Consider the following 20,990-nt stretch of genomic DNA (forward strand, 5'->3'; position numbering starts at 1 on the left):
CCTAGATTAGACTTTAGCCCCTGCTGGTTTCCCGACAATTTCACCGCGTAACATTCGCCCCGCCGCTTCCAGTAATTGTTCTTCTAGGTAAGGCTTAGTAAAATAGCCTCTCGCGCCTAATTGATAAGCCATCTGGCGGTGTCTGTCAGCCCCCCTAGAAGTTAGCATAGCAATAGGTAGACCTTCGAGTTGTGGGTCTTTCTGCATTCGCGAGAGAAGTTCCAAGCCGTCCATACGAGGCATTTCAATATCGCAGAAGACGATATCACAGGGTAAGCCGGATTTAAGTTTTTCCCAGGCTTCCTTACCGTCGCGGGCTTCTTCAACCCGATAGCCGGATTTTTCAAAGGTCATAGACAACAACGATCGCACTGTAATCGAATCATCAACAATCAGCACAGTCGGCTCAGTTTTGGAGGCGGGAGCATCTATGGGTTCACTGGGGAGGTTATCATCCCACCTGCTAGTATTAGCATCTCGGCGTACCCGATCAGTAGCCAGGTCAATTAATTCTAAAACATCGGCGATCGCCACAATTTGACCATCCCCCAAAACAGTCGCCCCGGCGATACCAATAGGTTTAGGTACCGGACCTTCAAGCTGTTTAATGACGATTTCCTGTTCTACCAAAACCTGATCAACTTGAACAGCCAGATAATTCCCCGCCGCCCGTAGTACAATCACAGAAATCATATCCTCTTCGATATTCGCACCATAAACACCGCCGCGACCCAAATGGCGTTTATAGGTAAGTAATTCCCGCAGGTGGCGGAAAGGCAGCACCGAACCCCGCCATTCTAGGGTCTGTTTACCGTCTGGTCCTGTTTGAATTTGCTCACGAGGCACATCGATCATATCCTCCACCCCATCCATAGGGAAAGCAATCCGAGCGCGATCGCTAATACAACAAAGCGCCCGGGAGATACTCATATTGAGTGGGAGGCGGATGGTAAAAGTAGTTCCCTCTCCCAATACCGAATCGGTAGTAATATTGCCTCGAATTTCTGCCAAATTCGTCCGCACCACATCCATACCAACCCCTCTACCTGCAATATCACCCGCCTGATCCTGGGTAGTAAAACCCGGCAGGAAAAGCAAATCGTAGGCATCATGGTCTGGCAGATTTGAAGCCGATTCCAGGGTCAATAAACCCTTCTGTATAGCTTTTTCCTTAACCCGATTCACATTAATTCCCGCCCCATCATCAGAAACCGATAACACCGTTTGGTTGCCTTGGTGGAAAACCTTAATGGTAATCTGACCCGTGGGAGACTTACCCGCCGCCTTGCGAACTTCTGGGGATTCGATACCGTGAGCGATCGCATTATTTACCAAGTGAGTGAGAGGGTCGCGCAATTTACCCAAAAGCATTTTATCTATGAGGGTATCTCGACCTTCCACCACCAATTCCGCCTGTTTACCACACTTAATCGACAGATCCCGCACCGGACGTTTCAGGCCATCGGCTTGTTGAGCGAACTGTTCCATTCTCGCCTTATTCAAGCCTTCCTGTAACTGATTAGTTACTTGGCGCAGTTGGCGACCCACCTGATCTGCTTCTTCCACCAAGAATTCAATATCAGCCGCCGACTCTCGCACCCGCACCACCAACTCAATAATTTCTTGAGACAGTGTGTGGAAGGGGGTAAAGCGATCGAGTTCTGTGGAGTCAAAAGTGTTAGGATCTGATCTAGTCGGGTGTTCATCACCATCGCCATGATAACTTCCGTGGAAAGAAGATGATTTTTGCCGATTAGACAATAGGGAAATTTCCAGCAGCGATCGCTCATAGAAATCCTGCATCCGCTGACCCACATCACTTAGCAGCGACACCTGATCCAGTAGGTTATCTAAAAACTGTCGCATCCTTTCTTGGTCTTGTTCCAGGCTATTGCGGTTAACCACCAGTTCCCCAATCAGGTTACTGAGATTATCCAATTCTTTCACCGGAACTTTAGCGATCGGATCAAATTTAGTTTGAGGTTTTTGAGGTGTACGATCTACTGGGCGGCTAGATCCTCCGTCCAGCAGTTCAGCCAACTCCTTGAACTCATCATCCTCACAGGATCGAGCCCTCTGTTCTTCCAAGGTACTCGATTGCGCCCCTGGCGGTGCTGTTTCACCCAAAAGGCGATCGAGATCAGATAGCACCCCATCATCAGCATTATCATCATCAGTCGTATTCTGATCATCCGTAGACCCTAGCAAATCATCCAGGAGACTAAAATCATCTTCCCAATCACTATCTAACCCCAAATCTGGAGTCGTGGTTATGTTGTCAGTTGTCTGCGACGGGGCTGGTAATGGTGTGCTTTCAGTTTTCGGTGCGTTACCCAGTTCGTCGGTTTTCCCAGGGGTTTTTTTGCTACCCAAGCTAACGCACTCTACGGTTTCCTCCGTGTCGCTACTACCAAACAAATCATCAAAATCAAACAAATCTACAGTTCTATCATCCCACTTCGACTCAGGCGGCGTTTGAACCTGTTTGTCCTCAGCAATAGTGTCTACACTAGAGGTTAATTTGCCATTGTTGTTATCCTCACGGGCTAACACCTCAAACCAATCAAGATCCCCATCAGTCTCCCCATCTTGATTATCACTCTCCCAGGGATCCGGGGTATCTAATGATTGACCAATCCCTGTTGAACTTTCAGGCGCGACAGTTGTTTCCAGTTCCTCATCATCAAGTTCCAACAACTGTTGGATAAAATTATCCGGGTCATCATTACTACTTTTCTTGACAGGTTTGGAATCGGCTGAAGAATTTTCTGGGGTTGGTCGGCTGCCGGATTCTAGTTCTTCTAACAGTAGGCTAGTCAAATCATCATCATCATCAGAAACCGGCTTAAAGTTGCTTTCATTAGACGGCGGTTCATTGCTAAAAAAGCTGTCAAAATCTTCTGTATCACTGTTCAAGTCGGGAAGTTTATCAGCTTCTTCGAGCAGCCTTTCCTCTTCCCAAGCATCTTCAATACCGCCCCCATGACGATCAACCACCTCAAACAGATCTGCCAAACTTTTCAACTCTTCCGGTTGCATTTGCGGCCCTGGGGGGTGGCCGCTGTGTTCTTTTTCCATCTCCACAGAATCAACCAATGGGAAATCATCTAGTATTGATTCTGATGTCTTCTCCGGTTCCAAATCAATCTCATCAGTTTCTTCTACTTCCGAGTTAGTAGTTAAATCTAATTCCGACCAAAATTCATCATCAGCCGTTAAAGTTCCCTTACCATTCCCCTTACCATTCCCATTCCCATTATCTACAGCAGGCAGTAATTTTGACAACTCCGAATCTACAACTATTTCACTTTCTCTATTACTTAGCACTAAATCCTGAGCCTGTTTAATGCCAGTAATCACCAACGGAGCCAGAGTTTTATAGCTATTTTCCCCATAAGCGATCGCCTTTTCTACAGTGTATAAAAATTGCACCCAGTGCATTTTATCAAAAGTTTCTCCACCCCTAGCCAATTCCCGACAAATTTCAGTTAAGCGGTTTCTATTGGCGGTATTATCCGACTTTTTAAACACATCCAGCATTTCCCGCAACCGTGAAGTTACATCACCACCAAAGAAAAGTTCTTCCGCACTATCGATCGCCTGAACTGTCACTTTCGGCTCAACCTTCACCGGAGTCGGAGTGGGTTGAGGCGGAGTCGGAGTCTGAGTAGGTTTAGGCGGTCTTTCCGCGACCACACCATGTTGAGCCGATAGGTTTTTCAGATGATAATTTAGTGCTTCAAAAACCGGCTCAACTTCCGTTAACAGGCTTTGGGAAGTTTCCTCTGTCAGTCCATAGGGACCCGACAGATTATCTATTAATGCTTGCAGGGTATCAAATACTTGTAAAAATAGCGATTCTAGTTGTTGATCAACCTCAATATGAGATTGTTCCGTTATTTTTTCCAACGCTTTAAAGTTATCTTCTAGGCGATGGGAACTTTTTTGGATACTATGAAGACCCAGCATAGCTGCTCCCCCTTTCACCGAGTGAGCCGCCCGATACACCTCATATAATAGTTCTCGGTCTTCAATGGTACTTTGCAGATTCAGCAAGCCCTGTTCTATGGTATTGAGGTGGTCTCTCGCCTCCTCAATAAAGTAACCCATTATCCGTTGTTGTTGTTCTGGTTCCATGGCTTTTTAATAGTATAAATAAATGGACAATATTCGTTTTTTTTAAACTCAGACACTTACTCAGAAAACCACATTTTACGAGGGATAATTAATCTTTGACTCGGAACTTTTGCTATTAACGTTCCGAAGGATCTACCCGGAACCTTTCCACCGAAGTTAGCAGATCTCGTGCTACTCCCACCAGGTTACTGAGGGCGCTGGCGACCCTTTGGGCTTCTTGGGATGTGTCTTGGGCGCTAAGTTCTACCGTTTGCATTACCTGAGCCACAGCCCTAGCTGTTTCGTTTTGCTCAACCGTATCAGCCGTAATCGATCGCACCAAAACATCAATACGATTGGTTACTTGGATGATATCATCGAGCGATCGCTTCGCTTGTTCCGCCAGACGGGTACCCTCAATTACTTGCTGGTTTCCTTCCTCCATTGCCATCATTACAGAACTGGTTTGGCTTTGGATCTGCATTACAATTTGTTCAATTTCCTTGAGGGACTTAGCCGACTTATCCGCCAGTTGTCGCACCTCATCAGCCACAATAGCAAAACCACGGCCAGCTTCTCCCGCCCTAGCCGCCTCAATACTAGCATTCAAAGCCAGTAAGTTAGTCCGCGAAGCAATATTAGAAATGATTGCGACAATTTTCGAGATTTCCTGAGAAGATTCAGCCAAACGCTTAACATCTCGCGTCGTTTCTGCCACTGTTTCCCTAATTTTCAAGATACCAGCCACAGTCATTTGTACCGCTTCACCGCCCTTAGTTGCTACAGCCGCCGCCGTCCTGGCTACTTCCTCAGCTTCCTTCGCGCTATCTGCTACCCGTTGAATAGCATCAGTCAGTTGTTGCACAGAATTAAGAGTCGCGGCCAATTCCTCCGCTTGTCGCAAAGCATCCCCAGCCACATCTTTGGCAAAACTCGCACTATCGGTCGCTCCTTTGCTCACCTGACGAGCCGCTTGTTTCACCTGAACCACAATTTCCCGCAGGTTCTGAATTGTCAGGTTAAACGAGTCTGCTACCGCCCCCAGCACGTCTGCAGTCACCTCAGCACTAACAGTTAAATCTCCTCGCGCCGCCCCTTCCACATCATCTAGGAGTCTAATCACTTGGCGCTGGAGGTTTTCCTTAGCCTCCTCCTGTTCTTCCGCCTTCCGTTGAGCTTCCCTGGTGGTGCTTTCAATGAACTGAGCCATGTAGTTAAATTTAGCGCACATTTGCCCCAGTTCATCTTCGGCGTAGACATTCACACGGGCATTAAGGTTTCCTCGTGCGATCGCATCAAACTGGTTTTGCAGGTCACCAGTCGCCTTTTCTAGTTGTTGGCTGGTAATACGACCCATAGCAAAAGCCGTCCCAAAACTACTAGCCCCAGCCACAATAGTCATAAACCAACCTGAGCGGCGTAGATAGTTAACCACTTCCGCCTGATAACTACTAGCAGCCACCTTAGTAGCAATATTAGTAGCCACAGCCACAGTAATCAAAGTTACTAACCCACTCCCCAATGCTATATAAAAAGACTTAGCTCTGAGCGGCTTATTTTCCAGGAAGGCAAATGAGCCCTGTTCTACCGAAATATTAGTATCAACCGAGTCTTCTGATGGGTTAGAAAATGTCGTGATCGTCTCCCTTTCTGTGGGAGTATTAAACACATCATCCTCGTAGATTGCCGAACTATCGTTATCTGAGATACTGCTAGACCTTCCCAGGAAATTACTATCGAGGCCATCATCATCAAAGTCAGCGCTATCCGGGATAAAAGCCGATGCCGCCGCATCTGGAATCGCAAAACCCTCTACATCATCAAACTCTTCAAAATCGTCTAAAAATTCGTGGCTAACTTGAGAACCAGAGGTTTGATTTGTATTGTTGTGGGCGATCGCACCATTAGCCGTCCCATTGCTTACAGTTGACTCTTCCAGGCTATCGAGGTCAAACGTATCCGGGATATCATCCAGTTCCAACTCCTCAGATACTGAATCATCAACCTGGTCAAACTCATCCAGATTGAAATCAGATAAATTTTCTTCTTCCTCATCTAAATTATTATTTGGGGTCTTATTCAGGCTGATCTGATCAGGTTTCACAAATCCTTTACCGTTACCATTACCGTTAGTTTCTGGCACAGTTTGATGCATAGCATCAGCCATATCTTCTAGGGGAGAAAAAATATCATCCTCCTCTAGTTCCAGTTCTCCGATATCCAGTTCATCCGGCACATCGCCCAAATCCGGCGGTTTAATTTCTTCGGCAACATTATCAACTATCGGTTCATTAGTTATCGGCCCATCAGTTAAAGGTAGATCTGTCAGGCTGAAATCGTCATCCAAATCATCCAAACTGTCTTGATGTTCTTGAGTCACCCCAGGGGTATTTGTCGCGGGGGAGTCTTTATGGGGATCATCGATTAAATCTTCCTCAAACAAGTCTTCTGATAGTTGTTCGAGGGAGCCACTCATCGGGTCTTCTGGATCTAATCCTTCCGTCAACACCGGTTCATCCTCTTCGTCCATCACAAAGGGATCTGATGTTTCTAAGTCAAAATTCAAGTCAGGGTCTTCTTCTTCCTCGTCAGTTTCTTGCCCCTGAGCAAAGGGGTTATTTAACGGGTTGGTTAGGTCTGAGTCCACCTCATCATCTAGGTCGAAGTTGGAATCATCTACCAGGGGATTAGCTTCTAATTCTAGGGGATTAAAGTTATCTTCTTCTAAGGAAAATTCATCTTCTAGGGAGTCATTTAGTTCTTCACCCCCTACACTGGCTTTACCATTCAAATTTTCCGGCTCTAGTTCATCTGCAGATATATCCAAATCACCCAGATCATCGTCGATCGCCTCTAAGTTTTCCTCTGTTCCTTCCTCAAATTCGAGGTTACTTAGTTCATCTAAATCATCATCCAAGGCTGACGATATCTCTATTTCTTCCAGGCCAATATCTTCGTCATCATACAAATCCAGATCATCATCATCCAGGGTTTCTATAGTTGCCGAGGGTTTTTGGGGAGATTTCCCTAGTTGTTGGGATGCTGCCGTTAATTCTTCCAACTCATCTAATTGTTCATCGATCGCATTTAGATCTAGTTCTTGTTCCAAATCAAAATCGAGGGAACCGTTAGAATTCTCACCTACCGAGGTAAAATCTTCTAGCATAGTTTCTTGAGCGTCATCAAACTCATCATCCAAGTCATCATCTAAGCTAATATCTCCCAAAGACGAACCAGTCTCCGAGTCCTCGCAGAATTGACTAGCTTCTGTCATGTAGTTTTCCGCCTGTTCCACCAGTGCCGGGTCTTCCGTCAGGCTCAGGACCACCTCATATTGTTCCCGTGCCACATCGTATTGTTGTAAACCGTAGTAAATGTGACCACACAGCAGGCGAGCGAATGGGTCTTCCGGGTAGTCTTCCACTAATTTATAGACTAAAGTAGCCGCCTCGTCCAATTTTCCATCTGTGTAGGCTGCCTCAGTTTTTTGGTACTCCTGCAGATATTCTGCACTTGCTGTCATTGGCCATTCCCCTTACGACTCTATAAAGTTACCGCAAAAATTACATTTAAAACTTAAAACAACTGTATTAGCTTAGTTAGTATCTTGATTACTGCTTGGGCAAATGTTGGACTGATGATGACCACAACCCCCTCAATTGTAATCATCCTGAGCCAAAATTAGTTATATTATAGTGATGCAGATAGCTGTATTGGTTCAATCACCTTGTATACAGCTTATTTATACTGCCCACCGAGCCGATCGCAAAATGGCAATTTGGTCTAACAGGCGCAAAGGTTTATCTGGTTCCCCCAGAACCCACTCCCCTTTTATATAGGGAGCCATGCTATCGGGAACCTGAACTGGCGTTCTCATTTTTTCTATGGGTAGCCAGTCCATAGCCGTCAGATTGTTGATCGACTCTACTGCTAGACCCAACATAGTATCTTGGTCTTCTACGGCAATTACGGGAATTTCCGTGCGATCGGTGTTTAATTGCATTGTATCTCCCAAAAACTGTCCTAGATCAGCCACCCAAACCACTCGTCCCCTCAAGTTGAGAGTCCCCAACAGTAGGGATGATACATTGGGAATGGGAGTAATGCGATCGATAGATTGAGATAGGACTTCTTTGATACCCATAGCGGGCAAGGCAAATTCGGCACCCGATGCCACAAAAAAACGCAGATGCAACTCACCCTCTGGGGTTTCTAGCTCCTGAAACTCGGAGCCGTCTGCACCTTGACCCGTGAGAAAATCGGGACTTCCAACCATTACCCCTCACCTACCCCCTTAATAGCTGTTTAACCGTCCCTACCAGTTCAGTCGGCTGAAATGGTTTGGCGATATAAGCATCTGCCCCCTGTTTCATGCCCCAATATCGATCGAATTCCTCTCCCTTGGAAGAACACATCACAATGGCAATTTTTTGAGTTTTCGGATCAGACTTGAGACGGCGACACAGTTCGTAGCCATTCATGCGAGGCATTACAATATCCAACACCACTAGATCGGGAGAGATGTGTTGAACTTGTTCTAGTGCCTCTACACCGTCGCTTGCTACCGCGACTTTTAAGCCACTTTCTCTCAGGAGATTTGAGATCATCTCCCGTTGTGTCACGCTGTCTTCTACAACCATAATTGTATTCATACTGTCTTGCTGAGTTGCTGGGTTCTAACTTAACTGAGGCAGGGTGCGGACACAAAAACGTAATTTGGGTAATTTGGCATTTAAGCTATCTCCCAGATGGGGTAATGTTTGCCTCGGTCATGTTAAAGGGGCTTTTTACGTCTAGCTCACTCGATATTGCCAATCCACTCATCTCGTTTCTTAAAGATAGACGACAGAGCAACAGGCTGGCGTTCACCTGTGGGTGTCATCACCCCCTTAACGTAGGTCTAATCCTGGACCTGCATCTTACATCTCCTTTGAGGAGTAATTTCCAGATCCTGCCGGAAATTACCGGATTTTATGCAAGAGGCCACTGGCTTTATTGCAACCGCGATATTCCACCCGCAGAGTTGATTTGAGCAAATCCTTAATGCGAATGGCTTTAATCTCAAGTATACCTAAGTTCGCTACGGATTGATTACACTTTGGCTAGACCGAATGAGACTCTTCCGAGTCAAGAGAAGGCCAGTTATAGGAAAAGGCTTCTGCGAGTTGACTTTCTAGCTTCAGGGAATGGCCGTCCGCTGTACCAATATAGTTTTCTACTAGGGTAAGTAACTCCCCTTCGCTAAAGGGTTTGGTCAGATAATTGGTCGCTCTCACCATTCTGGCTTTGAGGCGATCGATAAATCCATCAATGCCTGTTAGCATGATAATCGGAGTTTCCCGAAAAGCACTAGAACTTCGCAACATCGCGCAAATTTCATATCCATTTAGTTCCGGCATGGCGATATCGCATAAAATCAGATCTGGTTTCAGTTGGAAAACTTGACTTAATGCCTTCAGGGGATGACCTATAGCCGTCGCCTCGTAGCCATGCTCCGTTAAGATTAACTCTACTGTCTCCCGAATTACACGGTCGTCATCAATACAGACAATGCGGGGAACCTTACTCTCGAACTGAGAACGGGGGTACGGACTTGGTTCGGTCGGCCGAAAGCGCAGCTGCACAAAACCCTGTTGTACAAAAGGATAGATCGCCTTGGTGACTGCGACAATATCTCGGTTCAAATAACGGGCAATTTGCCTGAAAGTCGTTTTTCCGTCCGCCCAACGGGTTAAAGTCTCAAAGACATTGGGACGCACTACTTGTCTAAGTTTGTCTGGGTCTAAAATGAGGGGACACTGACTCGGGGATTGGATATGGGGGTGAAAAGTTTTCCACTCCTGCACCTGTTTCATAATTTTAGGTAACACCGTGTTGATTTGTAAAGTCATTAATTGCGGTGCTAGGGGTGAACCCATTTCAAAGTTAAAAGCCCCGTGGTGAAGGCTGAGAAGGTCGAATAGGGTTTCGGAAATCATCCCATGGAGAATGCTGCGCCCCTGGGTGGGGGTAATCATGTTTTGTTCTAGTAGCACCCACAAATAGCCGTATTCGGGCGCGTTAACTGCCGTAATTGACGGCACTTCTAACTCATTGAGGACTTCTGTTAACTTGTAGCGGCGCATATAGTCCCGCAGTCTTTTCAGGCTACCCTCGCTTTCCCCAGCATAGACAATTCTACCGTTGGAGCAAAAAACTAGCCAGCAGTTACCCTTAAAGCGATCGCTATATTTTTCCGACACTACCGAGGCGGCGGGGCTATAGGCTTCCACCATTAGCTGACCTGTGCGTTGACCCACTTCGACCAACTGCAATATACTGCGGATATCGATTTCATTTAAAGAGCCTTGCATGAAGCCGCTTGGCCTCCTGACGATCGCTGAAATTTTCTAGTTAATGCTCTCATACAACTCAATAATGGGATTGAGTAGGGTAAGGGCAACATTACTGTCTACACTGTCTACACTCTGGTTAGGATAGCATAAATAGTGGATTAACTCAATCCATCGTGGATAATTGATAATGGACAATTGATCATGGTGGACGCGGGTTCTCCTAGGACCGCACTTGCCCCCGGCAATAATGAAGAATTGTTAATTGTTAATTATTAATTATTCATTGCTTAAACTCAATCCCTCCTGGTGGATAATGTATAATGGACAATTGATCATGGTAGACCCGGGTTCTCCTAAGACCGCACTTGCCCCCGGCAATAATCAAGAATCGTTAATTATTAATTATTAATTATTAATTACTTATGGCTACTCTGAATTTGAAACCTTCCCACAAGGCGGTAAAGTCCTATTACCAAACATTACAAAACTTTCAGAAGTTGGGGGCGGCTAATGAAGGGGCGGTTAAAGTCGCTTTTGCCGATTTGTTAACTTCCTGTTGTCAGCAGTTTAATTGGATTTTGGTACAGGAAAACAGCCTGAAGTTGACCGCCAAAAAACGGATTCAAGTTGATGGGTTATTTGTCCGAGATGATACCCTAAAACATGGCATTTGGGAAGCTAAAGACACCGCCGACGACTTACCCAAAGAAGTACAAAAGAAATTTGCCAAAGGCTACCCCAAAGATAACATTATTTTTCAGTCCCCTGACCGGGTGATTATTTGGCAAGGGGGAAAACAAGTCTATGACCAGGATATCACCAAACCGGAAGCCTTGGTCGAAAGTCTAAAGTTGTTTTTTGAATATCGCCCACCCCAAATCGAAAATTGGGAGAAAGCCGCCGCCGAATTTGGCGAGAAAGTGCGCGGGTTGGGGGAAAAACTGGTTGATTTAATCGAGAGTCAACGCAAAACTAATCCCCAGTTTATTGGGGCTTTTCAAGGGTTTAGTAACCTGTGCCGTCAGTCGATTAATCCTAATATTTCTGATGCGGCTGTGGAAGAGATGCTGATTCAGCATTTACTCACCGAAAGGATTTTCCGACAGATTTTTAATAACCCCGATTTTACCCGGCGCAATATTATCGCGGTGGAAATTGAGAAGGTGATCGAGGCTTTAACCTCCAAGTCGTTTAGTCGCGCTCATTTTCTGGGAGATGTTGATTATTTTTATCGCGCCTTAGAAGAGGCTGCGGCTACTATTACTGAGTATAGCGAAAAGCAGCATTTTTTAAACACGGTTTATGAAAGGTTTTTCCAAGGCTTTGCCGTCAATGTCGCCGATACCCATGGGATTGTTTACACGCCTCAGAGTATTGTCGATTTTATGGTGAGAAGTATTGATGAGATTCTCCGCACCGAGTTTAAGAAATCTCTGAGTGATAAAGGGGTGCATATTCTTGACCCGTTTGTGGGGACGGGTAACTTTATTATGCGGATAATGCGGGAGATTAGAAAAACTGCCTTATCTCATAAGTATCAGCAGGAGTTACACTGCAATGAGGTGATGTTATTACCCTATTATATCGCTTCGATGAATATTGAGCATGAATATTTGACGGCAACGGGACAATATCAGCCTTTTGACGGGATTTGTTTGGTGGATACTTTCTCGGTGCAAGAAGCATTACAACTCGATTTATTTACTCCCGAAAATACCCAACGGGTCAAGCAGCAGCAAAGTTCCCCCATTTTTGTGGTCATTGGCAACCCTCCCTATAATGTCGGACAGCAAAATGATAACGACAATAACAAAAACCGCAAATATAGCCAAACGGGAGGAGTTGATCAACGGGTGGCGGAAACTTATGCGAAAGACTCGAAAGCGACTAATAAAAATAAACTTTCCGACCCCTACGTTAAGGCATTTCGCTGGGCGGCTGATAGGATTGAAGATGAGGGAATTGTGGCATTTGTCAGCAATAACAGCTTTATTGATAATATTGCTTTTGATGGAATGCGGCAGCATTTAGCCCAAGATTTTGACGCAATTTATATTTTAGATTTGAAGGGAAATATCCGCAAAGACTCGATGCGAGAGGGTATTCCCCTTGGAGAAAAACATACGGTATTTGGTTTGTCTGCAATGGTGGGTATAGCGGTCACATTCTTGGTGAAACGAAAAGATATAAATAAACATCAGATTTTTTACAGTGAGGTTGACTGGAAGGCGACTCGCTTAGAAAAATTTGCTTTTCTGGAAAAAGTAAAAACCTGGGGTGGGGTAGACTGGGAAGAGATTAAACCGGACAAAAAACATACCTGGTTAACCGCAGGGTTGCACGCGGATTTTGAAACCTTTATCCCCATGGGAAGCAAGGAAACCAAAGCCGCCAAGGGAGACGCGACGGGGGCGATTTTTAAGTTGTTTAGCTTGGGAGTTGCAACTCATCGCGATGCTTGGGCGTATAACTTTAATCCTGATGAATTAGCCGCCAATATTCAAAGGATGATCGCCACCTATAATGAACAAACCAGGAAATGGCTTGATTGTCCCGACAAATCGGCTAAGGTTGATGATTTTGTGACCTATGATGACGCTAAAATTAGCTGGTCTCGCGACTTAAAAAAATATTTGAAGCGCGGGGTGATCGTAGAATATGACCCGAAGCATATCAGACAGTCTCTGTATCGTCCTTTCACGAAATCTTGGCTTTATTTTGCTGAGTATATCAATGATTTTCGCTATAAATTTCCCTACATATTCCCCACCCCGGAGACAGAGAAAGAGAATCGGGTGATTTGTGTTAATGGTATCGGTGGCAGTAAGCCTTTTCACTCTCTGATAGTGAGGGTCATTCCTGATTTACATTTTACTGGTGATTCTCAATCTTTCCCTTTCTACACTTATGACGAAGACGGAAATAACCGCCAGGAAAACATCACGGACTGGGCGTTAGATGCTTTTCGGGAAGAATACGAAAACCGGGCTATCAGTAAATGGGATATTTTCTATTATATATATGGTTTGTTACACCATCCCAGGTATCGGGAAAAATACGCCGACAACCTGAAAAGGGAGATAGCGCGCATTCCCTACGCCCCCGACTTTGAGAGTTTTGCCAAAGCCGGAAAACGTCTAGCGGAAATTCATCTAAACTATGAAAAGCAACCGGAATATCGGCTGGAATTTATCGAAAATGATGAGGTCGCGTTAAATTGGCGTGTCGAAAAGATGAAACTGAGTAAAGATAAAACCCAGTTAATTTATAACGAGTTTCTGACCTTGGCGGGTATTCCCCCGAAAGTGTTTGCATATCGCCTGGGGAACCGATCAGCTTTAGATTGGATTATTGACCGCTATCAGGTTAAAATAGATAAACGCAGTGGTATTGAAAATGACCCCAACCGCTTAGAGGATGAACAATATATTGTGAGGTTAATTGGTCAGGTGATTACAGTTAGCTTAGAAACCGTGGATATTGTCAATCAATTACCCTCCCTGGAATAAGGAAAAGATGATCGTCTACCCCCAGCCATATCGGTGAGTTATGGAAACCTGGGGGGAACCCTTGACAAATATCACCATGGCTGGTAGGTTAAAAGGGGGGGTAAAAATCAGCCTGTTTTGAGATTGCCCACAGAGGGGAAGATTCCCGAAATATCTACCCGCGAAAATCCTAGGAAGTTTACCCGTTGACGGGACTGGCGCAAATTGATGTGGTGGCTGAAGTGTTCGCTGATGACCATATTACCGCTGACCGTAACAGTGGGATTAATCGAAGTAGGAATTACCCCACCATCCCCCGATCGCATTCAGGAATTAACATCGTTTTTGGGTGCGGTCACGATTCCCACAGGTTTCCGATTTGAGGATACAGAAGTGGGGGGACTGTCGGGAATAACTTATAACCGGCAAAAAGATGTATATTATGCGGTGTCGGACTCCCAAGGCGATCGCGGTGACGCGAGATTTTACACGCTGAAATTGCACTGGAGTGGGGACCCTTTCCAATTAGAAGGGGTGGAAGTAATAGGAGTAACGCGGATATTAGACGCCAACGGGGAAGCCTTCCCATTGTATAGTTTAGACCCGGAAGGAATTGCTTTTACGGGAGAAACGGTTTGGATTGCTTCGGAAGGAAATATAGCGGCGGGTTATCCTCCGTTTATCAAGGAGTTTTCCCTAGAGTCGGGTCGCCAACTAAGTGAATTACCCATCCCAAAACAATTGTTTTCGCGGGATAATCCTAATATAGGAGTCAGAAATAATCTGGCTACGGAAAGCCTGACCCTAACCCCGGACGGAAAAACTCTATTTACAGCTACGGAAAATGCTTTAATTCAAGACGGACCGGCGGCCACGGTTAAGGAAGGAAGCCCTAGCCGGATAATTCGCTATAATTCGGAGACGGGTTTAGTAGATGGTCAGTTTCTGTATATGACAGAAGCGATCGCGGGTAGTTCCCTGATGTCTGAGACGTTACAGCTTAACGGACTGGTGGAGTTGCTGGCTGTGAGTGAGAGGCGATCGCTGGCTATGGAAAGGTCATTTTCCCTAGACCGGGGATTTGTGATCCGCCTGTTTGAGGTATCGGTGAAGGAAGCGACGGATATTAGGTCCTTGGACAGCCTGCGAAACCAATTAGAGGGAATTACCCCGGTTAGCAAAACTCCGGTCTTGATTCCCCCAGAGATACAGGCTGAGGTAATCTGGGATAATCTGGAGGGGATGACTTTTGGGCCAACTTTCCCGGACGGAAGGCGATCGCTAATCATGGTCAGCGACAACAATTTCCACCCGCTACTACACACCCAGATCGTAGCTTTGGCGATCGACCCCGAATATAGCGCGAAACCCTATCAGCAAAGGGTCTGGGAGTGGATAGAAAATTTTTTCGGTTCAGGGGTTGACAAAACCGGGAATTAAGCTGATAATAGATTTTGTGCTTAAAACGAAGCACTAACTACGAAGACCTCAAATCAGGGTCTACCATAGGGGACTGTAGTTCAATTGGTTAGAGCACCGCCCTGTCACGGCGGAAGTTGCGGGTTCGAGCCCCGTCAGTCCCGTTTATGTCAAACCCCTACCCTAACTGCGGTTACCGGGATTTACTCAACCCGATAGTCGTACCGTCACACTCAAAATGCACTCCATTTAGTCTTAGCACACGGGACGATTAGCGCATATCCCCTAGCAACAAAACTTAATTATTGACGGGTTAATCAATAAGCACAACTTAATTAATCTGTCAAATAGCCACATCTCCCCCCAACCAGACAAGTAATAGGTTAACTCCTTCGCAATACCCGTCAATGGCAAGCCTATCGGTTCGTACCTCACCATTGACTGCTATTGCGTCAGTCGTTTCTCCCAAGAGTGTCTGTTCCGGTTGGGGGGAGGATTGTTTCTCAAAATCAACCACCACAGCACTAAAGGATAATTCCCCAATCTATCAATGTACAAAGATAGTCGAGCTATTTTTCGTGGACTAGACCTATAGATAAACCTATGAGCGATCGCTGTAGTGATTGTCTATGGGGTCAAACCATGATTACTACTGGGGGGATTCTTGGGAGTGCGATCGCAAAATCTAAATCATCTCCTACCGGAACTAACCCGATACCCCTAAACAAATCTCTAATTGATGGCGATTGCCGAGATGTGAACCGATACCAACATAATCCGGATAAAATGGTTCACTCTTTATTTTTGGATATTAACACAATGAATATAGTAATTATTGAATTAGCTTTTTTGATAGCTATAATTATACTTTCGACTTATGCGATACTTAGGGAAGATAAGGTTATCGAGTCAAAACTTGACTATAACAGTGAATTGTTGCGTATTTTACTTGATTTTATGAAAAGTTCCTTTGATAGAATCGTTTGTAAATCGAGTAACAATCATCAGAACCCTAACCGCAAAGATACCCCTAATGCTGATGATTGGCGCAAACCCTAATCTCTAGTAGCCCACCTAGTACCTAACCCATAATCCAATACTCTAAAATGACCCCCTATGGTTTCTGACTGTAGGGGGTGTCTATGTATTTTCCTGTTTACTGTCTGTATTTACAGTCTGTAAATCAGTTTATATGAATACTCACTCTATCATGTCCACATAATACCCATAACTAAATTACCTCCAATAGACGGCTAAGGTTTTTGGGTAAGGTGATTATGTTGGTATCGGTTCACATCTCGGCAATCGCCATCAATTAGAGATTTGTTTAGGGGTATCGGGTTAGTTCCGGTAGGAGATGATTTAGATTTTGCGATCGCACTCCCAAGAATCTCCCCAGTAACAATCATGGCTTGACCCCATAGACAATCACTACAGCGATCGCACATAGGTTTATCTATAGGTCTAGTCCACGAAAAATAGCTCGACTATCTTTGTACATTGATAGATTGGGGAATTATCCTTTAGTGCTGTGGTGGTTGATTTTGAGAAACAATCCTCCCCCCAACCGGAACAGACATTCTTAGGGACGTGACCGTCGCGATAGCAGTCAAGGGTGACGTTAGGAACCGATAGGCTTGCCCTTGACGGGTATCGCAAGGGAGCTACCCTATCGCGTGTCCGGTTGGGGGGAGATGTGGCTATTTGACAGATTAATTAAGTTGTGCTTATTGATTAACCCGTCAATAATTAAGTTTTGTTGCTAGGGGATATGCGCTAATCGTCCCGTGTGCTAAGACTAAATGGAGTGCATTTTGAGTGTGACGGTACGACTATCGGGTTGAGTAAATCCCGGTAACCGCAGTTAGGGTAGGGGTTTGACATAAACGGGACTGACGGGGCTCGAAGCCGTCAGGATAGCTATAACCCCTATTCTACCGTCACTCTAATGCACTCAATACCGATCGCACACTTAGGAGTTGGTGCAAAATGAAACCCCCTAGATATTTAACCTAGAGGGTATTGTATTGTGGGTTTATTAGGGAATTAATCGTCTAGCTGGTAAAGAGCTCTGATAATTGCTTTAACCTCTGGTAGGTCTGGATTGATGCCGATATTAGTTAAGACTTGTTTTCCCATCTCTAGCGGTAATGGCTGCTTTTGATGTTGTGTCAGGATACCTAACTCTGTGGCAAGGTTCCGGCGTTTTTTGTACTTGCTATCATTGATTGCCACACTGTGACCAAACGAACGCGCCCTGATTTCTTGTGGAATTCCATTCATCTCTCCTAGTTGGTTAGCTAGATGTCGGAAAGCATAGGCTTGAGTAAATCCCCATTTATGACGCTTAAGCCATAGTCTGTGATTGTTGTTAAAACTGTTAGGGTGATTAGATGTTGTGATAGGTAAGCAGACGTTATGAATCCCTAGGCGGTTAATCAAAGCCTTGTCTTTTGACATTGGTACCGCTAACCGTTGACCTGTTTTGGTGCTACTCCCAAAGTAAGTAAACTCACCAATCACTAACACTAACTCAATGTTGTTAGGGTCAGATATGGCTGGGAAAGTGATGCCGTCAATCTTAATCGGTTTGGTCAGGTTTTGTCCCGCTGCTATCTCTGATGGTCTTAACCCATATAAAGCACACATTGCTGATACCCAACACCAACTATCACGTGCTTGATTTTCTGGAACAGAACGGTAATCAGTGTTGCGTTCATTGTTTAGTAAGTTCAGTAAGGTCTCCAAGTCTATGCTTTGGGATTCAGTAAATACTGTTTGAGTAAAGTTAATCTTTTCTAGCTTGTCCAGTGCTTTTTTGCAGTTGGCGTGTTCCGCCACCTGTTTCAACCGATAGTACCTGTCTTTAAAGGTTTTACTACCTACTGGACTATCACCATTCTTTAACGGGCTATATAGCGCTTCTTTGATACCCTCCCATGTAACGTAAGTATCCCAATCTGTGACTTTATTAAACACATCTAGAAAACATCGTTTAAATGACCTAGTATCACTAGCTATACTACGGGAACGTTTCCGTTTAGTATTCTTGTGTACCCCATTAAAGTAATCATCCTCCATTTCTTTAAACACTTGACGATAGGTGATTAAGTCATTTTCTAGGGGGGTTTTGTTTTCATCAAGGATAGTAGCCTTATACCAATCCAACCATTCAGATACTGACTGGAATTGTCCGTCAAGGGATTTATGAACTAACCAGGCTTTGTCAACAGCCTTACGGATGCCCTCAGAAGTGAACTGACAATTACATCCCCGTTGCTTACGCCCCTCAGTTTCTGGGTCAGTGGTAATATCTAGCTGAATCGTCCCTCGGTTACGCTTAATCTTGACACCTTTGGGACATTGTTTGCGGGATAGGTTGAAAAATTCAAGAATATCCTCAAAGCCTTGATATGTACCACTATGTGCACTGTTTGTACTTACACTCATTTTGCACTCACTCCTAAATGTGCGATCGGCATTGAGTGCATTAGAGTGACGGTAGAATAGGGGTTATAGCTATCCTGACGACTTCGAGCCCCGTCAGTCCCGTTTAAATAATTAATTATTAATAATTAATGCTGCCCCGTTGGTTCACTTCTGGGAAGGCTGTGGGCGATCGCCCTCACCCTAAATCTGGATCCCAAAGAGGGAGAGGGACTTTGTGGCCCTCACCCTAAATCTGGATCCCAAAGAGGGAGAGGGACTTTGAGATTTGATTGTAACCCACTGGTTAACTGATAGGTAGCCAATAGGCGATCGCGCCTAATTGTTAGAGGACAAAATTTGCTCGATTTCCTCTAATGGTAAACCCAAAATTTCGGCGATCGCGATCGCACTATTTCCTAAATTAGCCAAACGCAGAACAATATTTATCCTTTCCCGTTGCAGACCTTCTTGCAGACCTTGTTGGATACCTTGTTGCAGCCCTTCTTGGCGACCGTCGGCAAATGCTTCTTGATAGAATCGGGTTTGTTTTAAATCGGTGAGTCCTAACATTTGGGCAATCTCCTCGCGACTTATTTGGGGCAATTTGTAAACAACAATGGTTTCGATGATGTCAATGATATCCCGTTGAATGGATTCTGGGGGAAGGGTTTGTTCGGCTTGTTCGATCAGGTTTATGGCTGATGCGATCGCATCGGATTCTGATTCGAGTACCAGTTTGATTATACCAACTCCTAAACGGTTTTGGGCTTCTAACTCGTCGATATAAACACGAGTCACCCTGCCTGAGTTCAGGAGTTCCCGGAATTGGTGGGGCTGTTCCCGTTCAATGCTCCGGTTCGGATAGATAACCACCACTTGCCACGGGTGCGGGGGTTGGTATTGTCGCAAGTACAGGAACAGTTCCGCGAAAATGCGATAATATAGGTCTTCGTCCGGTTGGAATTGCACCTCGGCTAGGTAGAAGGGGCGATCGCCCTCTGAGGCAGTCGGCAGAAACACTCCGTCGAGGCGGAAGGCTAGTTGTTTCACTTCCACAGAGGTAAATTGGTAGCGATCGCTTTCTTCCGGTGGACGGTTCAGCAGTTCAAAGAAGCTGCGGGGGTACTGTTGGAAAATTCGGTAGAATATACTATCTGTTTTCACAGGGGATAATCCCTCGATAATTGGCGTTCCACTGCCTTGAGCTGCCGAAAGGTGTTGATTAACTTCCGGAAAGGCAACGGGCAATGGGCGATCGCCTGGGATAAAATCATCAATGCGATCGCACCCCTTATAAGACTATTATAAGGCTGTGGGGGGGAAATGCGCCCTACTGGAATCGAACCAGTCTGAAGGCGAATTATGAGTTCGCTGCCTCCCCAATCGGCCAAGGGCGCACAAATCTTCGTAGTTTATGATAGCATAGCACATCGAGAGTATGCAAGACTCTCAGCAAAAGTCCTAATTAGCGATTAATACAAGGACACTCACACCCATATAGTATCACAGGAGATCAGCTTGAATTCAACAGTAATCATGACAATTGTACTGCTGGTTATGATGTTTGGAGCGGGTATCTTCAGTTCTTCGACAGGATATAAACTCGGTCGTGATGCACTCAAGGAAATCACTCAGCCAGACGTGCGACCCAGCAACATTAGCGATCGCATTAATAACTCATCGTCTCCCCGTCAAGAGGGAGTAAAACTCCTCAGAGAAGAAGATATTATCGCTCAAGTCAAAAAACGCATAGCAGCCGGGGGTGTTGATCCGGATACCCCACCTCCTCAACCCCAACCCCAGGAGAAACCCAAAGAAGAGGATCAGGCGCGATCGGAAACCACTAACCAAGTTACATTTCCTATTACTAGCAGTGATGGGGGTGTCACTATGGAAATCACCTCCACCCAACGCCGCAGCAATTCTTTACAGCTAAATGTCAATCTCAAAAACGAAGGTAATCAATCAGTGCGGTTTCTTTATAGTTTCCTGAATGTAACTGATGACCAGGGACGTGCTTTAAGTGCTAGTGTAGATTCTCTACCTGGTCAACTACCACCAGGGAGTCAAACTTATACTGGAACTATTGCTATCTCTACGGCTTTGCTAGATAATGTTCAGGAACTGGCTATCAGTTTAACGGACTATCCAGAGCAAAATTTGCAATTACAAATGTCGGGTATTCCTGTGGCACAATAAAATT

General features: G+C 45.2%; 12 protein-coding genes and 2 tRNA genes. 5 read left to right on the top strand and 9 right to left on the bottom strand.

Annotated features, from left to right (window positions below):
- Positions 1-6 precede the first annotated feature (6 nt).
- The 5 genes from NLZ44_RS09785 to NLZ44_RS09805 all read right to left on the bottom strand — a co-directional run bounded on the left by NLZ44_RS09785 (position 7) and on the right by NLZ44_RS09805 (position 10,469).
- Complete coding sequence (locus tag NLZ44_RS09785) at positions 7-4,137, bottom strand: hybrid sensor histidine kinase/response regulator (protein ID WP_493752636.1); 4,131 nt, start codon at positions 4,135-4,137, stop codon at positions 7-9.
- Positions 4,138-4,252: 115 nt separating this feature from the next.
- Entirely contained in the window at positions 4,253-7,639 is a 3,387-nt protein-coding gene (locus NLZ44_RS09790; RefSeq protein ID WP_493752637.1) for a methyl-accepting chemotaxis protein, read from the bottom strand.
- A gap of 219 nt (positions 7,640-7,858) precedes the next feature.
- Entirely contained in the window at positions 7,859-8,392 is a 534-nt protein-coding gene (locus NLZ44_RS09795) for a chemotaxis protein CheW (RefSeq protein WP_493752638.1), read from the bottom strand.
- Between the two features lie 10 nt (positions 8,393-8,402).
- The gene (locus tag NLZ44_RS09800; protein ID WP_493752639.1) at positions 8,403-8,768 is read right to left on the bottom strand and encodes a response regulator transcription factor; all 366 of its coding nucleotides are present in this window, start codon (positions 8,766-8,768) and stop codon (positions 8,403-8,405) included.
- Positions 8,769-9,218: 450 nt separating this feature from the next.
- On the bottom strand, positions 9,219-10,469 hold the full coding sequence (locus NLZ44_RS09805) for a response regulator (protein WP_493752640.1): 1,251 nt from the start codon (positions 10,467-10,469) through the stop codon (positions 9,219-9,221).
- A 404-nt stretch (positions 10,470-10,873) separates the two neighbouring features.
- Between NLZ44_RS09805 and NLZ44_RS09810 the strand changes: the two genes are divergently transcribed.
- The 4 genes from NLZ44_RS09810 to NLZ44_RS09825 all read left to right on the top strand — a co-directional run bounded on the left by NLZ44_RS09810 (position 10,874) and on the right by NLZ44_RS09825 (position 16,417).
- The gene (locus NLZ44_RS09810) at positions 10,874-13,960 is read left to right on the top strand and encodes a type ISP restriction/modification enzyme (RefSeq protein WP_493752641.1); all 3,087 of its coding nucleotides are present in this window, start codon (positions 10,874-10,876) and stop codon (positions 13,958-13,960) included.
- A 231-nt stretch (positions 13,961-14,191) separates the two neighbouring features.
- Complete coding sequence (locus NLZ44_RS09815) at positions 14,192-15,379, top strand: esterase-like activity of phytase family protein (RefSeq protein ID WP_493752642.1); 1,188 nt, start codon at positions 14,192-14,194, stop codon at positions 15,377-15,379.
- A gap of 69 nt (positions 15,380-15,448) precedes the next feature.
- Positions 15,449-15,522, top strand: a tRNA-Asp gene (locus NLZ44_RS09820).
- Positions 15,523-15,961: 439 nt separating this feature from the next.
- Entirely contained in the window at positions 15,962-16,417 is a 456-nt protein-coding gene (locus tag NLZ44_RS09825; protein ID WP_493752643.1) for a hypothetical protein, read from the top strand.
- 194 nt (positions 16,418-16,611) lie between these two features.
- Here the strand turns inward: NLZ44_RS09825 and NLZ44_RS09830 are convergent, their stop codons facing one another.
- The 4 genes from NLZ44_RS09830 to NLZ44_RS09845 all read right to left on the bottom strand — a co-directional run bounded on the left by NLZ44_RS09830 (position 16,612) and on the right by NLZ44_RS09845 (position 20,184).
- Positions 16,612-16,806, bottom strand: a complete 195-nt coding sequence (locus NLZ44_RS09830; RefSeq protein WP_493752644.1) for a hypothetical protein — start codon at positions 16,804-16,806, stop codon at positions 16,612-16,614.
- Positions 16,807-17,404: 598 nt separating this feature from the next.
- A complete protein-coding gene (locus NLZ44_RS09835) occupies positions 17,405-18,808 on the bottom strand; it encodes a site-specific integrase (protein WP_493752645.1) in 1,404 nt (467 codons plus the stop codon).
- A gap of 315 nt (positions 18,809-19,123) precedes the next feature.
- On the bottom strand, positions 19,124-19,951 hold the full coding sequence (locus NLZ44_RS09840; RefSeq protein ID WP_493752646.1) for an Rpn family recombination-promoting nuclease/putative transposase: 828 nt from the start codon (positions 19,949-19,951) through the stop codon (positions 19,124-19,126).
- A 160-nt stretch (positions 19,952-20,111) separates the two neighbouring features.
- Positions 20,112-20,184, bottom strand: a tRNA-Met gene (locus tag NLZ44_RS09845).
- Between the two features lie 139 nt (positions 20,185-20,323).
- On the opposite strand from NLZ44_RS09845, the gene NLZ44_RS09850 reads away from it, so the two are divergent.
- Positions 20,324-20,986, top strand: coding sequence for a hypothetical protein (locus NLZ44_RS09850; RefSeq protein ID WP_493752647.1), 663 nt, complete (start codon positions 20,324-20,326; stop codon positions 20,984-20,986).
- Positions 20,987-20,990 lie beyond the last annotated feature (4 nt).

The sequence above is a fragment of the Arthrospira sp. PCC 9901 genome, from assembly GCF_059013425.1.

Coding starts and splice junctions, on each gene's coding strand:
- NLZ44_RS09785 (WP_493752636.1), bottom strand. CDS start 4,137: ATGGAACCAGAACAACAACAACGGATAATGGGTTACTTTATTGAGGAG.
- NLZ44_RS09790 (WP_493752637.1), bottom strand. CDS start 7,639: ATGACAGCAAGTGCAGAATATCTGCAGGAGTACCAAAAAACTGAGGCA.
- NLZ44_RS09795 (WP_493752638.1), bottom strand. CDS start 8,392: ATGGTTGGAAGTCCCGATTTTCTCACGGGTCAAGGTGCAGACGGCTCC.
- NLZ44_RS09800 (WP_493752639.1), bottom strand. CDS start 8,768: ATGAATACAATTATGGTTGTAGAAGACAGCGTGACACAACGGGAGATG.
- NLZ44_RS09805 (WP_493752640.1), bottom strand. CDS start 10,469: ATGCAAGGCTCTTTAAATGAAATCGATATCCGCAGTATATTGCAGTTG.
- NLZ44_RS09810 (WP_493752641.1), top strand. CDS start 10,874: ATGGCTACTCTGAATTTGAAACCTTCCCACAAGGCGGTAAAGTCCTAT.
- NLZ44_RS09815 (WP_493752642.1), top strand. CDS start 14,192: ATGACCATATTACCGCTGACCGTAACAGTGGGATTAATCGAAGTAGGA.
- NLZ44_RS09825 (WP_493752643.1), top strand. CDS start 15,962: ATGAGCGATCGCTGTAGTGATTGTCTATGGGGTCAAACCATGATTACT.
- NLZ44_RS09830 (WP_493752644.1), bottom strand. CDS start 16,806: ATGTGCGATCGCTGTAGTGATTGTCTATGGGGTCAAGCCATGATTGTT.
- NLZ44_RS09835 (WP_493752645.1), bottom strand. CDS start 18,808: ATGAGTGTAAGTACAAACAGTGCACATAGTGGTACATATCAAGGCTTT.
- NLZ44_RS09850 (WP_493752647.1), top strand. CDS start 20,324: ATGACAATTGTACTGCTGGTTATGATGTTTGGAGCGGGTATCTTCAGT.